The sequence below is a fragment of the Campylobacter pinnipediorum subsp. caledonicus genome (assembly GCF_002022005.1).
Lineage (GTDB): Bacteria > Campylobacterota > Campylobacteria > Campylobacterales > Campylobacteraceae > Campylobacter_A > Campylobacter_A caledonicus.
This window is the reverse complement of the sequence record NZ_CP017258.1, coordinates 1,471,956-1,487,036: the sequence shown is the minus strand read 5'-3', so window position 1 is coordinate 1,487,036 and position 15,081 is coordinate 1,471,956. Positions and strand designations below refer to the sequence as shown.

Below are 15,081 nucleotides of genomic sequence, written 5' to 3'. Positions count from 1 at the left end.
ACTCCTTTATTTTTTGTGTATAGCAAAAAGCTATACACTATTATTTATTATAGTCCTTCAAAAGGATTTGAAACTACGCTATCACGGTCTATTATGTAAGGTATAATAGCTGCGTGTCTAGCTCTTTTTATAGCTTTTTCAACCATCTCTTGATATTTTTTAGATGTGCCTGTTAATCTTCTAGGCATAATTTTAAATCTCTCTGATAAGCAGTACTTTAAAAGAGATGTGTCTTTGTAGTCTATAAAATCTATTTTAGCTTCTGTGTATTTGCAATATTTGCGTGAATATTTTCTTTTCTCTGCCATTGTCTTTCCTTTTTAAAACGGTATACTATCATCTGAATCATACTCGTCGTTTATATCTTGAGTATCATCAAATTTATTATTTTGTTGAGTTTTGACAAAATCATTGTTTTGTTTATTGAAAGCTGGTGTTTGTTCTTGGTTATTAAAGTTATTTTGCTTGCCATAGTTATTATTGTTATTATAGCTTTGGTTATCATAACTTTGCTGATTGTTCCAGCCTTGATTTTGATTAAAACCACCACCTTGATTTTGCATTTGGTTACCACCGCCAAGCATTTCCATATTTTCAACACTTACACTGTGCTTACTTCTATTTTGTCCGTTGCTGTCAGTCCATTGGTCAAGTTTTAAACGACCTTCAACTAAAAGTTTAGACCCTTTGCTTAGATATTGGTTGGCAATTTCTGCTTGTTTTCCAAAAAATGATATATCAATAAAGCAAGTCTCTTCGCGTTTTTCGCCATTTGTTGTAAATTTTCTTGTTACAGCTATACCTGAATTCCCGATAGCAACACCAGTCGTTGTATATCTTAACTCTATATCTCTAGTTAAGTTTCCTACTAAAACTACTTTATTGAACATTTTTTATTTCCTATTTTTCTGAAGCAGCTTCTTCTGTTGGTTTTTCTGCTCTTGGCTCACGATATGCTCTTGGCTCACGTGTTTGTGTTTTTATTGTTTGTTTGATTCCTTTGCATAGTCTGTCCCAAGCAGCTATTTCGCTCTTGTTTTCATATTTTACGCTTAAAAATCTTATAATATCTTCAGTTATTCTGATGTTTCTTGTAAGCTCAGTTAATAGTGCTGGAGGCGCTTTGTAGTATATAACAAAATATGTTCCACGCTCATATTTTTGTATTTTGTATGCTAGTTTGCGAGTGCCCATTTCAACAACGGTTGCTATCTCACCACCATTTTTTGTAATAACTTCTTTAACGAAGTCAACTCTTGCTTTAGCTTCTTCTTCAGTCAATGTTGGCTTTAGAATAAATAAAAGCTCGTAATGTCTCATAAATTTCTCCTTATGGGTATTAAGCCTACTTTTTGATTTTTATTTTATTATAAAAATAGGCAAGGATTCCTTGCTTTTTAATACAAGAAACTTAAGATTTTATCTCAAAACTACTTAAATTTTGCTTTTGATATGATATTTTGTAGATTTAAAATCATAGATATTAAAAATGCACTTTTGTCTATTGATGAGTTTGTTTTTAGTTCTAATTCGGCTAAATTTAATACTTTAAAAATTTCTTCATAATTTTTTAAATTTAGCATTAAACTCTGTTGCTTTAGTGTATTTTCTATATTTATAGGCGGTTTGTATCCAATAGCCTCTTTTATGTCAAATTTTCCATTTATTTTTATATATGAATGAAGTTTAAAAAGTCTAAAAAATAGTTTATAAAACGAGTTTAATAGAGCTATTTCATTAAAACTAGGACTTTGTTCGATTTGAAAAAAATCATTTTTTATATCTTGTAGATTAAATAGTTTATTAAAAAATTCATCAAAACCTATGCTCGAAAGACTAAAAACTAATTTTTTTACTATTTCTTGATCTATATGCAAATTTAAACTAGAAAGTTTATTTAATTCACTAGCTGCTAAATATAAATTTTCATTGTGTATAAAATATATATCATAAAGTGCGTTTTTAGTTATGTTTAGTCCCATTTTTCTTGATGTTTTTGCTAGGATGTTTATAGCTTCATCAGGTGTATTTGGCTTGAAAAATCTTACAAAATTTGTTCCAAATGCTTTTGATATTTCGCTTGTTATTTTTGTATCACTTTCATATAATTCTAGTATAAATTTATTATCTTTGTTATCTTTACACAAAGATATTAGTGCTTTTAAATCTTTTGTTGGAATTTTTTTGTCAGTTTTTATATGTAGTATATTTTGGCTTGCAAATAAAGATGGCTCACTTAGATGATTTACAGCTTTCTTAAACTCATACTCATCAAAATAAAGTGTAAGCAAATTTGTATCTTCATTTATAAAAATTGATAGTATTTCTTCGGTGTAATCTTGTATTTGATATTCTTCCGCCCCAAATAACAAGAAAAAATTGTTTATTTTTTTTGTCTCTAAAAGAGTATCTAGTTCTTTTTTATACACTATATTATGCCTTGAGTACCTTGCCAAAAATCTTAGCACTAGGTATATCAACTTCTGTTATTTTAACATTGACATAACTAAGCAAAGGTGCTGTGTAGCTAGGTATAAAAATTCTAGCCCCCTTGAGTTTGTCATCAAGTCTTGCTATTAGTATATTTTTATTTTCGCAGACATAGCATTTAAATGTATTTCCGATATTTTCATTCGCCCATCTTGCAAATTTTCTATCTATAAAATCATAAGCTACTTTGTCGGCTTCTCTTTCAAGTTCGCTTAAATTTTGACAAGTATCTTCTATATTTAAAAGCAAATATCTATATAGTTTTTCATCGTTTTTTATGGTTGCTTTTAAAAGTCTGTGTAGGATAAGGTCAGAATACCTTCTAATAGGGCTTGTAAAATGCGTATACCTATCAAAACCAAGACCAAAATGCCCTAAATTTTGGCTTGAATATTCAGCCTTTTTTTGCGCTCTTATTATTAGCTTATCTATCTCTTCATAGTTTGGCAAAGAGTGACTTTTGGCTTGAATTTTTTTGATTAATTTTACCAAGTCATTTTCGTAAGCAAACTCAAGTCCTAAAAGAGCTAATTCATCTAAGAGATTATATATTTTTCTCAGATCAGGCTTACCGTGATTTCTAAAAATTCCATTTTTGATTTTTTTTGCAGCCGCCTTATTTGCCAAAAGCATACAGTCTTCTACTAACTGATGTGAGACACTATCTGTTTCAAAATGAGTTGAGCTTATATCTCCATCTTCATTTAGTCCTATTCTTAGCTCTGTAGTTCTAAAATCAAAAGCATTTTCAAGCCTTTTTTTTCTTAGTTTTGAAGTGATTTTATGTAAAGGCTTTATCCAGCTTATAGGACTATCTTTTTTATCTTGTAATATCTCATCAATCTCATCATAATTAAATCTCTTTTTTGATTTTATGATGGCATTAAATAATTCTTCTTTGATTACTTCACAATTTTTATCTAAAGAAATTTTAAAACAAAAAGCAAGTCTATATACATTTGGTTTAAGAGAACAGATGTTTTCGCTTAAATTCCTTGGTAGCATTGGGACTGATTTATGCGGAAAATATATAGAAAATCCACGTTTTTTAGCTTCCGTGTCTATATTATTATAGGTGTTTACATATTCGCTTACATCAGCTATAGCAACATAAATTTGCATATTTTTTTCATCAAAATATATAGCATCATCAAAATCTTTTGCATCAACCGGGTCTATAGTACAAAAATCAAAATTTTCTAAATTTATCCTATCTGGATACATATTTGGATCTACTTCATCACCCCATGCATTTGCTTCATTTTCGCATTCTTGTGTAAAATTATCACTTTTATTGTATATTGATAGTGATATTTTTTCATCACTCATAGGGTTGTTTATATTACCTATAACTTCGGTTATCTCGCCGTTATGATTGTTTATTTTTAGTATAGTTCCAGGAGGTAATGCCCTAAGACTTTTTTGTGATGCTTTTAAGGTTATATTCAATCCGGTTTTGATATTTACACCAAGCACGGCTGATTTAAAAAACTTAGTATATACAAGACTTGTTTCGTTTGCTAGTTTTAGGCTTATTACTACTTTTGCACTTTGCCTTTTTCTTTTACCTTTTATTATTTTTGCAAGAACTATATCCCCAAGATTTGAGCCATTTAAGTTCTTGTTTTCTACTAGAATGTCTTCTTTGAAGTTATTATCAAACGGTGTTATAAATCCGGTTCCACCTGAACTTATATCAAGTCTTCCACAGACAAAACCGTTATTTATATAAAATTTATTATTATGCTCGCAAACGGCTTTTAGATTTGTTAAAACTCTTAATGTTTCTAAGTCTTGATTTGAAACCTCTTTTTGGCAAATTCCGTTTGCGAGAGATGTAAGAAATTGTTTCAAAGATTATCTTTTACTTTTGCTACAGCCATTAAAAATGTATCGTGATTAAGCTCATATTCATCAAGTAAAGGAAGAGTGTTTTGTATGCTTATATCATCTATTTGATTAAAGATATTTATAGCTGTTTTAACTACTTTTAGCGCTCTTGCATAATCCCTTAGATATTTTGGAGCACTATCTGGATCGTTTGAGTGAAGTATTGCTCCAACTAATTCATTTTCCAGATTCCATTGTTCAAAAATTTTAGCCGTTACCTCTTCGTTTGTTATTTTTAAAAAGCTATTTTCTAAAATTATTAAATCCGTAGGATGCTTAGCTTCTTTTAGTTTTTCTTTAAAATCCGCATCAAGAGAATTTTCTATAATTTCTTTTGATAAAACTATCTTTCCTATTTCCATCATAAATGATGCCGGAGAGAGTATTTCTAGATCTTTTGGTTTTATTTTTGAGTACCAATTATACATTAATGCATTTTGCATTACAGATATATTTAAAAAATCATGAGTTGTTATCATATATGGATCTAAATTGATAGAAAAACTCTTTTTTATTGAGCTAGAAAGTGCAAAACCACGAATTGTAGCCATTCCAAACAAAGATATGGCACGAGAAATTGTTGTTATCTCTTTACTAAAACCATAAAGTGGTGAGTTCGCTGAGTGAAGTATGTTCGCGGTAAGCATAGGGTCTTTTTCTATAACCTTTGTTAAATCGTTCATTGAACTATTTTCATTAGAACATATCTGCTGTATTTGCACTACGCTGTCATCTAGTGGTGGTAGGCTTTTTATTTTTAAAAAGATAGAATCATTCATTTTTATTTTTACTCTTTTTTCGATTTTTTAAACATTGATTAGCTTAATGTTTTCTATTATTGTGATTTTATCAAAATTGGCTTTTTAAGAAACTTAAAAATAGCAATATTATTTTATTTCAGCGTTATTTGAGTTGTTGGAATGTATAATTTTACACAAAAATATTTACTATTAAGGAGCTATTATGGCTATAACTGTTTATTATGATAAAGACTGTGATTTAAATCTTATAAAAAGTAGAAAAGTTGCTGTTATCGGCTTTGGTTCACAAGGACATGCGCATGCTGAAAACCTTAGAGATAGCGGAGTAAATGTTGTTATTGGTCTTGCAAAAGGTGGAAAAAGTTGGGCTAAAGCGGAAGCTAAAAATTTTGAAGTAAAAACAGTTGCTGAAGCCACAAAAGATGCCGATGTAATTATGATATTAGCACCTGATGAGCTTCAAGCTCAGATATATAAAGAAGAAATAGAGCCAAATCTAAAAGATGGTGCTGCTATAGCTTTTGGACACGGGTTTAATGTTCATTTTGGACAGATAAATGCACCTAAAAATATAGATGTTATTATGATAGCTCCTAAGGCACCAGGACATACTGTAAGAAGTGAATTTATTAAAGGTGGTGGTATTCCTGATCTAATCGCTGTTGAACAAAACGCTAGCGGTAAAGCAAAAGAGATTGCTTTAAGCTATGCGAGTGCTATAGGTGGCGGAAGAACTGGTATTATAGAAACTACATTTAAAGATGAAACAGAGACTGATTTATTTGGCGAACAAGCTGTTTTATGTGGCGGTTTATGTGCTTTAGTAAATGCTGGATTTGAAACTTTAGTTGAGGCTGGATATGAGCCTGAAATGGCTTATTTTGAGTGTTTGCATGAGTTAAAACTAATAGTTGATTTGATGTATCAAGGTGGTATGGATGATATGAGATATTCTATTTCAAATACAGCTGAATATGGTGATTATGTTAGCGGACAACGCGTTATAACTGATGAAAGTAAAAAGGCTATGAAAGGTATTTTAAAAGATATCCAAACTGGTAAATTTGCTAAAGATTTTATCCTTGAAAAAGCAGCTGGATATACAAGGATGAATGCCGAGCGTGCTATTGATGAGAGATCTTTACTAAATCAAACCGGCAAAAAACTTAGAGCTATGATGCCTTGGATAAGTGCCGGAAAACTTATAGATAAAGACAAAAACTAATTGGCTAAGTTAAAAAAAACAGACAATAAACCAAAAAAAAGGCGTCCAAGGGCTAAAAAAGCCAAAAAAGGACGCTTTGTTTTATGGTTATTTGTTATTTTAGCAATCATATCGGCATCTTCTTACTTGTTTTTTAAAAATTACGATTTTGATATCAAAAAAAAGCAAGAGCATATTCAAAAAACAGAAGTTAATCATAAAAAAAATATAGATAAAAAAATACCAAAAGAAAATATTGCCAAAAAATCACATAAAGACACAAAAGCTAAAACAAAAACAGTAGTTAAATTTGATAAAGATGAGAATTTAAGTAAGCTTTTTTTGGATACAAATACAAAGGATGAAACCTACTTTTTAAGACAGCTAGATAAAGATAAAAAAGAAAGAACTGATACAAAAAAAGAAAATACAAATATAAATTATAGTGTTTTCTCTGACAAGAATATAACCGTTATATCACAAGAGAAAAAAATCCAAAACAACGATAGTAAAAGGGTAACAAGGGAAAATAATAAAACAACAGATAAAAATATAGCCATCAAAAAAATAGAAACCAAGGTCATAAAAAATAAAAATACAAAGATAAAAAAGCCAAAACTAGCCATCGTTATAGATGATGTTGCAAATAGACATCATGTTGATATGATTCGTTCTGTTGGTATTAAAATGACGCCTTCGTTTTTTCCAAAGACAAAACACCATTTAGATACTCCAAAATTAGCAAAAGAATTTGAGTTTTATATGATACATTTGCCTATGCAAGCACAGCATTTTTCAAGCCCTGAGATAAATACACTAAATGTGCAAGACAGTGAAAAGCTTATTGATAAAAAGATAAAAGACATAAGAGCTGATTTTCCTAATGCAAAGTTTATGAATAATCATACTGGAAGTAAATTTACAAGCGATTTTAGCGCAATGGAGAAAGCATATAAGGCTTTTATAAAATATGATTTTATATTTATTGATAGTAAAACAATATCCACCACCAAGGTAAAAAAAGTAGCAAAAAAATATAAAAAACCGTATATATCAAGAGATGTATTTTTGGATGATAAAGACAATAAAGCTAGCATAAATGAAGAGATAAAAAATGCTATAAATACAGCAAAGCAAAAAGGTTACGCGATAGCTATCGGACATCCTAGAAAAAATACAATAGAAGTTTTAAAGCAAAATCGTTCTTATATCTTGGATAATGTAGAGCTTGTTTATGTGAAAGATCTTTATGGATTTTATAGATAAACAAGAATTGCCAGAGGCATTAAACAGACTTAAAAATCCACCTAAAAAGCTATTTTATGTAGGAGATAAATCTTTACTCAAACTTCCAAAAATAGCTATAGTTGGGTCAAGAAAGGCCAGTGTTTATACTAAAAATTGTGTTTTGCAACTAGCTAGTGTGCTTAAAAATCATGGCATTTGTGTTGTTAGTGGTGGGGCTTTGGGAGTTGATATTTTAGCTCATGTTGGTGCTATGCCAAATACAATCGGAGTCTTTGCAAATGGTCTTAATACAATCTATCCAAAAACAAACGAAAAAACTATAAGAGAAATTTATAAGCACGGTTTGGCTTTGAGTGAGTATGAACCTGACTCTTTACCAGTAGCGTATAAATTTATACAAAGAAATAGGATAGTAGTCTCTTTGTGCGATGCTGTTGTGATAGCTCAAGCTGATATAAAAAGTGGCTCTATGCAAAGCGCAAAGATGGCATACGAACTTGGAATTCCTGTCTATGTTTTAGCTCAAAGATACAATGAAAGCGATGGCACAAACTATCTTTTGGCTAATTTAAAAGCAAGATTGATAGGTGATTTTAATGAATTTGCCACTAGTTTTAGCGGTATAAACTACACACAAGAAGCAACCACGGATGAGTTTTTGGAGTTTTGCAAGAATGGCATAAGTTTGCAATATGCTTTGGATAAATTTGGTGATATTGTATACGAATACGAGCTTAATGGGCTTATAAAAATAGAAAATTTAAGAGTTACTGTTATCTAAAAGCTCTGGCCTGTACTCAAAATGCATTACACTAAAGTGCTTCCATCTTCCGCCTAAAATAAAGTCGTTTTTTCAAATATATCCACAATCTTTTTAGGTATTAAAATTTATAGTTTTTGTGCCATCTTTAATAATTGTTACTTTTTTGCTGTTTTTGTAAATTTTGTTGGACAATTTATAATTTCTATATCTTCCAACATCGCTTAAATCTTTGCCAATTTAACCAAATGCATTATGATTACCAATCATATCTTCAATATCGGCTCCATCACTACACTCGCTATTTTGTTATGATATTCATTGATTTTATTTTTGACAAAAGCAGGCTTTTTTTATCAACATTTTTTAGATTTGCTCCTATATCCAAAGGTGTTATCGCTATTTGACCAATTAATGCACGACCATTGTCTTTTGTTCTTATGCCCCAAGCATCGTGCAAAGCAAGAACTTTATCATCTTTTATTCCTATATAAAGCATTATATGTCCGTTTAGATAAAACAAGGTTGTATAAGGAATGCCTTTTTCTTTTATGATGTTTAGTTTTTCTTCGTTGCTTAGCCCTTCAAGCTCTATTTTTGTTCCTATTTTTGATTGTGCTGATGAGTTTCTAGGTAGCCAAATTCCAAAGCTTCCTAAAAAATCTTTTGTAAACAAAGAACAATCCCTAAGATCATCCAAGCCACCCCAGCCATAAGGTTGTCCTAAAAGAGAACTTGCTATTTTTTGTATATTTTCATCGTTTAATTCAGCTGGGTATTTTGTAGAAAAAGCTTTTGGAATTTTGTATTTTTTGATACCAGAAATAGTTTGTATTTCACCTATAAAGCTTAAATCATCTTGTTTATAATAGGGCAACAAAGCCCCAATCTTACCATAAAATAAAAAATTGTTTTGGGTGTCATAAATAGGCATTTTATCTTTTGTGAGTATGATAAATTTTGAGTTTTGAAGTTTTGTTGCTTCTTTATCGTTTATAAACTTTATATTATTTATCTTAACCCAGCCCCAAACGGTGTCATCTTTTACCATCGCCCAAGCCCTATCGAGCGATAGATGTGATACAAATATTGGCTTTGCTATGCTTATGTTTGAAGCTTGTAAATAATCAAACGGATACCCCTCGCCAGCTTTGTTAGGGTTGTAAAAAATTGGTTCGTTTGTTGGAAAATTTCTTATAGCTGTATTTGTTACGCTGATTGCCAAACGCGATAATTTTAAAAACTCATCTTTGTTTGCATTTTTTTCTTGTTCTTCAAACCAACTTGGCAAAATTGGTTTGAAGTTTGAGCCATAGTATGTTTTATTTTTTTTAGGAGTATATATATCAAAAGCCCAAAACGCATCTTTTATATCATCTTTATTTGGTGTGTATGAAAATACACTAAATCTTTTTTCTAAGAGTTCGCCACCTTCTATCTTTTGATTTGATAAAATTTTTGGCATAGTATAGGCATTTTGATTTTCAAGATTTAACACGCTTATATTGCTTTCTTGTTTGGTTGAACAAGATATAAAAAATATAACAATAAAAGATAAAAAAATTAAGTTTTTCATAAAGTGGCCTTTGCATAAGTGAATAGTTGATTTTATCTTAAAATTTTTAAAATTTGATATAATTTTTATTAATAATTTTTTAGGTGAGGTTTTGTTAGAACAAGTTTTAAATTTACTAAAAGAACATAATGTTTTTTTAACTGGTGGCGGTGGAGTAGGCAAGACATATCTTACTCAGGCTATTGTTGATCATTACAATAGCTTATCAAAAAATGTTATCAAGCTGGGTTCTACAGGCATTAGTGCTGTAAATATCGGCGGAGTAAGCATACATAGTTTTTTTAAATTTGGAATTTGTAAAGATTTTTTAGAACTTGCGGCTTATGATAGAAGACAAAAGCAAAAACTAAAAAAAGTTTATGATATGCTTGATGTTGCCGATTTGATAGTGATAGATGAAATTTCAATGGTTAGTTCCGAGCTTATGGAGATGATAAGATTTCGCCTTGATGTTTCAAAATTTAAGGGCAAGTTGCTTATAGTTGGAGATTTTTATCAGCTACCGCCGGTTCAAAATACAAAAAACGAAACCCAGACAAATTTATTTAATTTTGTCTATGCTTTTAATTCAAGTTCTTGGAGTGGTTTTGAGTTTAAAAATATAGAGCTTAAAATTTCAAAAAGAACACAAGATAAGGAATTTTATAATATCTTAAAAAAGATTAGGGTTGGAGAGATAGATAATTATGTTTTTGAGTACATAAACTCACTTCGTGTAAATCAGTATTTTTTAGATGAAAATATTACTATGCTTTTTGGAAGAAATAAAGATGTAAATGAAGTAAATGAAGTAATGTTAAATCGTTTACAAACACCGATGCAAACAAGCCTTGCTGATGTAAAAATTTTAGATGAAAGCGTTCACGAAAAAAGCGTTCAAAGCTGGGTAGATGCCCTAAATAGCCCAAAAGAGCTTCAACTAAAAATTGGAGCAAAGATAATATTTATAGTAAATTACCCATTTATGGGATATTATAACGGTGAACAAGGAAAGATAATAGAGATAAAAAATGAAAATGGAGTTCTTAGTGTTTTTGTGCAAAAAGAAAATGGCGAAATTCTTGAGGTGCAAAAGCATATTTTTACATATACAAAATTTGTAAAAGATGGTGATAATATACAACAACAAGTTTTGGCAACTTTTGAGCAATTTCCATTTAAATTAGCCTATGCCTTAACTATCCACAAATCACAAGGAATGAGTATAAACAATTTAATGTGTGATTTAAGCCATATTTTTACAAATGGTCAGCTTTATGTAGCACTTTCAAGAGCGATAAATCCAAAAAATTTAAAGCTTTTTTATGGAAAAAGTTTAAATTTCAACTCTTATTTAAAAAGTGTCGTTAAAATAGATAAAGAAGTGGCTGATTTTTATGCAAAAACAAAATTTGAAATGATAGAGGAAGTGTGATAATGTTAAAAAATATTTTGGTGATAGTTTTTTGTTCTGTTTTTGGATTTTGTGATGTTATTAGTATAGATGACTTCAAAGCTGATGTTTATTCAAAATTTTCAAAAGGGCTTGCTAAAAAAATAGAGCTTAATTTAGATATCATTGGTAGAGATGTAGAAGAAAATAACGCTTATGTATTAGATGGTTTAAACGTTGTTATAGGAAGTTTTTATGCTGAGGATTTACTCACATCTGCCGGTAAGGAAAAGTTAAAAGAGACTTTGAAAAAATATACTGCAAAAAAGCACTCAGTTGATATTGATGAGGTTTTAATAAGGTCTTTAAAGATAGTAAATGACTTAGAACTTGATGAGATTATAGAAGCTATAAAATCGAGAAATTTATGTGGTTATTCAACTCCAAATGGCGATATTGATGAGATAAAAAGACAAAATGAGAAAACCATATCTTCAAAATTTAAAAACTCAAATCAAAGACCTATTGATTTAAATAGCATAGATGAGTTTTGATTTTATTGGGTTATGATGTCATAACCATTTGGTATTTTTGGTGTTAGTATATCTTGTGAAATTTCTTTATCTTTTACAACATTTGAAAGCGTGATGTCTATTTTATTGCCCAATTTATCTTCATAGCTTATATTAAAAGGAAGATTTTCTTTTATGGTTATTTTGTATTTTGTATCTTGAAAATCTGCTTCGTAAAGCGAGTCTGTGATTTTTTTTGCATTTAGTAAAATTTCGCTTAAATTTATATTTTCATTGAAATTTGATATGATTGCTTGTTCTAACTCATCTTCTATCATTATGATTTTTGAATTGGTAAAATATATCTTTTTTGGGTTTGGTTTTTTATATATCCAAAGTGCTTCATTGTTGTTTTTTATATAAAATTTACCGCTATAATTTGCTTTTTTATCATTACTATTTAGTGTTTGGGTAAAATCGCTTTGTAATGTTGTGAAATCTAAAACCGAAGCGTGTGAATATATATATATTGCCAATAAAGCTATGATTTGTTTCATTTTTACTCCTTTAAAAGCCCATTTTAACCAAGTTTAATTAAATAAATAGTTAAAGTATGATACAATCTGCGAATTTAAAAATTAAATAGAGGTAGATTATATGATTGGTGCTGTATTTAAAGCAATTTTTGGAACAAAGAACGACCGAGAAATTAAAAAATATTTAAAAAGATTAAAAGGCATAAATGAGCTTGAAAAAGTTTATAAAGATATATCTGATGAAGAGTTAAAAGCAGTATTTGCAAAATTAAAAGAGCTTGTGCTAAGTGGTAAAAAAACCGAGGATGATGTTTTAAATGATGTTTTTGCTATTGTTAGAGAAAGTAGCAAAAGGGTTTTAAATATGCGTCATTTTGATGTTCAGCTTATAGGTGGTATGGTACTTCATGAGGGCAGGATAGCTGAAATGAAAACAGGTGAGGGTAAGACTTTGGTTGCCACTTTACCTGTTGTTTTAAATGCTATGAGCGGAAAAGGCGTTCACGTAGTTACTGTAAATGATTATCTTGCAAAGCGTGATGCAACTCAAATGGGAGAGCTTTATACCTTTTTAGGACTTAGTGTAGATGTTGTGCTTAGTGGTGTTTATGATGATGAGGTGCGAAAAAGGGCTTATGATTCAGATATAACTTACGGAACAAACTCTGAGTTCGGATTTGATTATTTGCGTGACAATATGAAATTTTCAATGAGCGATAAGGTGCAAAGAAAACATAACTTTGTTATAGTTGATGAGGTTGACAGTATCTTGATAGATGAAGCAAGAACCCCACTTATAATCTCAGGTTCTACAAATAGAACACTTGATGGTTATATAAAAGCAAATGAAGTAGCTAAAAAGTTAATTCGTGGTGAGGCTGCTGATCCAAATGTGCCAAACTCAAAACCTACTGGTGATTTTGTTGCTGATGAAAAAAATAGAACTATTTTAATCACCGAAGAAGGTATAAATAAAGCTGAGAAATTATTTGGCGTTGGCAACCTATATGACCTTGAAAATGCGATTTTAAGCCATCATCTAGATCAAGCTTTGAAGGCGCATAATCTTTTTGAAAAAGATGTTCATTATGTTGTGCGTGATAATGAGGTTATTATAGTTGATGAATTTACGGGAAGACTTAGCGAGGGTAGAAGATTTAGCGAAGGGCTTCATCAGGCACTAGAAGCGAAAGAGGGCGTAAAGATACAAGAAGAGAGTCAGACACTAGCCGATACAACTTATCAAAATTATTTTAGAATGTATAATAAACTTGCTGGTATGACAGGAACAGCGCAGACAGAGGCTACTGAGTTTTCTCAAATTTATAAATTAGATGTTATCTCTATACCTACAAATGTTCCTGTTGCCAGGATAGACAAAAACGATCTTATTTATAAGACACAAGATGAGAAATTTAAAGCTGTTATTGATGAGATAAAAAAAGCAAACGAAAAAGGACAACCTGTTCTTGTTGGAACAGCTAGTATTGAGCGTAGTGAATTGCTTCATTCTATGCTTGCAAAAACTGGTATAGCGCACTCTGTTTTGAATGCAAAAAATCACGAAAAAGAGGCTGAGATAATCGCTTCAGCTGGTGTAAAAGGTGCTGTTACTATAGCTACAAATATGGCTGGTCGTGGTGTTGATATCCGTATAGATGATGAAGTTAGGGCTTTGGGCGGACTTTATATCATAGGAACAGAAAGACATGAAAGTAGAAGGATAGACAATCAGCTAAGAGGTAGAGCTGGTCGTCAAGGAGATCCTGGTGTTAGTAGATTTTATTTAAGCTTAGAAGATAACTTACTTAGAATTTTTGGTTCTGATAGGATTAAAGCTATCATGGACAGACTCGGTATAGAAGAGGGCGAAAGTATAGAGAGTAAGATGGTTACAAGAGCTGTTGAAAATGCTCAAAAAAAGGTAGAGAGCCTTCATTTTGAATCAAGAAAGCATCTACTTGAATACGATGATGTGGCTAACGAACAAAGAAAAACTATATACAAATATCGCGATGAATTATTGGATAAAGAATTTGATATGAGCGACAAGATAGATCAAAATAGAAGAGAATATGCTATTTTGATGCTTGAAAATGTTGATATTTTGGCTGGTGGCTTAAAAGAAGATTTTGATTTGACTAAATTATGTGCTTTTATTTTAAGTGATTGTGGAGAGAATATCGGTGAAGAAGAGCTTAAGGGGCTTGATTATGATGAATTGGTTGATAAAATAGTTCAAATTTTAACCGATAGATACAATGCTAAGATGAGCGTTGTTGACGAAGCTCAAAAAGTAGATATACAAAAGATGATTTTCTTACAAGTGCTTGATGATGCTTGGAGAGAACACTTATACCAAATGGATATGTTAAAAACAGGTATAGGACTACGTGGATATAACCAAAAAGACCCACTTACTGAATACAAAAAAGAGAGCTATAACCTATTTGTTGAACTTGTTTCAAGACTTAAAACAGAAAGTGTAAAGATACTTCAACTTTTAAGACTTAGAGAGAATAAAGAGCAAGAAAATAATGTTGACAGCATGAAATCATCAATGCAAAAAAAACAAGATGAATTAATAACTGAAAACAATGCTCAAAACACTCCTGTTAGAGAGAAAAAAATCACTAGAAACTCACCTTGCCATTGCGGCAGTGGTAAAAAATATAAAGAGTGTTGCGGTAAAAGTGGTCCTAAAAAAGGCTGGCTTGCTTGATAGATAATGA

14 protein-coding genes are annotated in these 15,081 nt (G+C 30.6%); 6 read left to right on the top strand and 8 right to left on the bottom strand.

The annotated features are described in order from the left end of the window. Positions 1 to 47: 47 nt before the first annotated feature. From rpsR to CPIN18021_RS07500, 6 genes are all read right to left on the bottom strand, one after another. Positions 48 to 308 carry a 30S ribosomal protein S18 gene (gene rpsR, locus CPIN18021_RS07525; RefSeq protein WP_069632966.1) on the bottom strand — a complete coding sequence of 87 codons (261 nt, stop codon included), beginning with the start codon at positions 306 to 308 and terminating at the stop codon, positions 48 to 50. Positions 309 to 320: 12 nt separating this feature from the next. Next, positions 321 to 890 carry a single-stranded DNA-binding protein gene (locus tag CPIN18021_RS07520; protein ID WP_078424749.1) on the bottom strand — a complete coding sequence of 190 codons (570 nt, stop codon included), beginning with the start codon at positions 888 to 890 and terminating at the stop codon, positions 321 to 323. Between the two features lie 10 nt (positions 891 to 900). Continuing rightward, positions 901 to 1,320: a 30S ribosomal protein S6 gene (gene rpsF, locus CPIN18021_RS07515; RefSeq protein ID WP_078423800.1), complete on the bottom strand. Its 420-nt coding sequence runs from the start codon at positions 1,318 to 1,320 to the stop codon at positions 901 to 903. Between the two features lie 110 nt (positions 1,321 to 1,430). Then, positions 1,431 to 2,429 (bottom strand): DNA polymerase III subunit delta, encoded by a 999-nt coding sequence (gene holA / locus CPIN18021_RS07510; RefSeq protein ID WP_078423799.1) that lies wholly within the window; start codon positions 2,427 to 2,429, stop codon positions 1,431 to 1,433. Between the two features lie 4 nt (positions 2,430 to 2,433). Beyond that, complete coding sequence (locus tag CPIN18021_RS07505) at positions 2,434 to 4,344, bottom strand: RNB domain-containing ribonuclease (protein ID WP_078424748.1); 1,911 nt, start codon at positions 4,342 to 4,344, stop codon at positions 2,434 to 2,436. Next, positions 4,341 to 5,159, bottom strand: coding sequence for an HDOD domain-containing protein (locus CPIN18021_RS07500; protein ID WP_078424747.1), 819 nt, complete (start codon positions 5,157 to 5,159; stop codon positions 4,341 to 4,343). Before CPIN18021_RS07500 ends, CPIN18021_RS07505 begins: the two co-directional genes overlap by 4 nt. A 184-nt stretch (positions 5,160 to 5,343) precedes the next feature. Here CPIN18021_RS07500 and ilvC point away from each other — a divergent pair, with 184 nt between their 5' ends. Genes ilvC through CPIN18021_RS07485 form a run of 3 tightly spaced genes read left to right on the top strand, consistent with a single transcriptional unit; the run spans position 5,344 to position 8,374 of the window. After that, on the top strand, positions 5,344 to 6,366 hold the full coding sequence (gene ilvC, locus CPIN18021_RS07495) for a ketol-acid reductoisomerase (RefSeq protein ID WP_078423796.1): 1,023 nt from the start codon (positions 5,344 to 5,346) through the stop codon (positions 6,364 to 6,366). Then, positions 6,367 to 7,611 (top strand): divergent polysaccharide deacetylase family protein, encoded by a 1,245-nt coding sequence (locus CPIN18021_RS07490; protein WP_078424746.1) that lies wholly within the window; start codon positions 6,367 to 6,369, stop codon positions 7,609 to 7,611. Next, positions 7,595 to 8,374 (top strand): DNA-processing protein DprA, encoded by a 780-nt coding sequence (locus tag CPIN18021_RS07485; RefSeq protein WP_078424745.1) that lies wholly within the window; start codon positions 7,595 to 7,597, stop codon positions 8,372 to 8,374. Before CPIN18021_RS07490 ends, CPIN18021_RS07485 begins: the two co-directional genes overlap by 17 nt. Positions 8,375 to 8,654: 280 nt before the next feature. On the opposite strand, the gene CPIN18021_RS07480 is transcribed toward CPIN18021_RS07485, so the two are convergent. Further along, positions 8,655 to 9,929 (bottom strand): SH3 domain-containing C40 family peptidase, encoded by a 1,275-nt coding sequence (locus CPIN18021_RS07480; protein WP_078424744.1) that lies wholly within the window; start codon positions 9,927 to 9,929, stop codon positions 8,655 to 8,657. Between the two features lie 91 nt (positions 9,930 to 10,020). Here CPIN18021_RS07480 and CPIN18021_RS07475 point away from each other — a divergent pair, with 91 nt between their 5' ends. Then, positions 10,021 to 11,343 carry an ATP-dependent DNA helicase gene (locus CPIN18021_RS07475; protein WP_078424743.1) on the top strand — a complete coding sequence of 441 codons (1,323 nt, stop codon included), beginning with the start codon at positions 10,021 to 10,023 and terminating at the stop codon, positions 11,341 to 11,343. A 2-nt stretch (positions 11,344 to 11,345) separates the two neighbouring features. Then, complete coding sequence (locus CPIN18021_RS07470) at positions 11,346 to 11,855, top strand: hypothetical protein (protein ID WP_078424742.1); 510 nt, start codon at positions 11,346 to 11,348, stop codon at positions 11,853 to 11,855. Positions 11,856 to 11,857: 2 nt separating this feature from the next. On the opposite strand, the gene lolA is transcribed toward CPIN18021_RS07470, so the two are convergent. Continuing rightward, positions 11,858 to 12,370, bottom strand: a complete 513-nt coding sequence (gene lolA / locus CPIN18021_RS07465; protein WP_078423790.1) for a LolA-like outer membrane lipoprotein chaperone — start codon at positions 12,368 to 12,370, stop codon at positions 11,858 to 11,860. A gap of 100 nt (positions 12,371 to 12,470) precedes the next feature. Here lolA and secA point away from each other — a divergent pair, with 100 nt between their 5' ends. Continuing rightward, positions 12,471 to 15,071, top strand: a complete 2,601-nt coding sequence (secA, locus tag CPIN18021_RS07460) for a preprotein translocase subunit SecA (RefSeq protein ID WP_078424741.1) — start codon at positions 12,471 to 12,473, stop codon at positions 15,069 to 15,071. The last annotated feature ends 10 nt before the right edge of the window (positions 15,072 to 15,081 follow it).

Bases quoted from the DNA above. Each gene is read 5' to 3' on its own strand.
- rpsR (WP_069632966.1), bottom strand. From the start codon at position 308: ATGGCAGAGAAAAGAAAATATTCACGCAAATATTGCAAATACACAGAA.
- CPIN18021_RS07520 (WP_078424749.1), bottom strand. From the start codon at position 890: ATGTTCAATAAAGTAGTTTTAGTAGGAAACTTAACTAGAGATATAGAG.
- rpsF (WP_078423800.1), bottom strand. From the start codon at position 1,320: ATGAGACATTACGAGCTTTTATTTATTCTAAAGCCAACATTGACTGAA.
- CPIN18021_RS07500 (WP_078424747.1), bottom strand. From the start codon at position 5,159: ATGAATGATTCTATCTTTTTAAAAATAAAAAGCCTACCACCACTAGAT.
- ilvC (WP_078423796.1), top strand. From the start codon at position 5,344: ATGGCTATAACTGTTTATTATGATAAAGACTGTGATTTAAATCTTATA.
- CPIN18021_RS07485 (WP_078424745.1), top strand. From the start codon at position 7,595: ATGGATTTTATAGATAAACAAGAATTGCCAGAGGCATTAAACAGACTT.
- CPIN18021_RS07480 (WP_078424744.1), bottom strand. From the start codon at position 9,929: ATGAAAAACTTAATTTTTTTATCTTTTATTGTTATATTTTTTATATCT.
- CPIN18021_RS07470 (WP_078424742.1), top strand. From the start codon at position 11,346: ATGTTAAAAAATATTTTGGTGATAGTTTTTTGTTCTGTTTTTGGATTT.
- lolA (WP_078423790.1), bottom strand. From the start codon at position 12,370: ATGAAACAAATCATAGCTTTATTGGCAATATATATATATTCACACGCT.
- secA (WP_078424741.1), top strand. From the start codon at position 12,471: ATGATTGGTGCTGTATTTAAAGCAATTTTTGGAACAAAGAACGACCGA.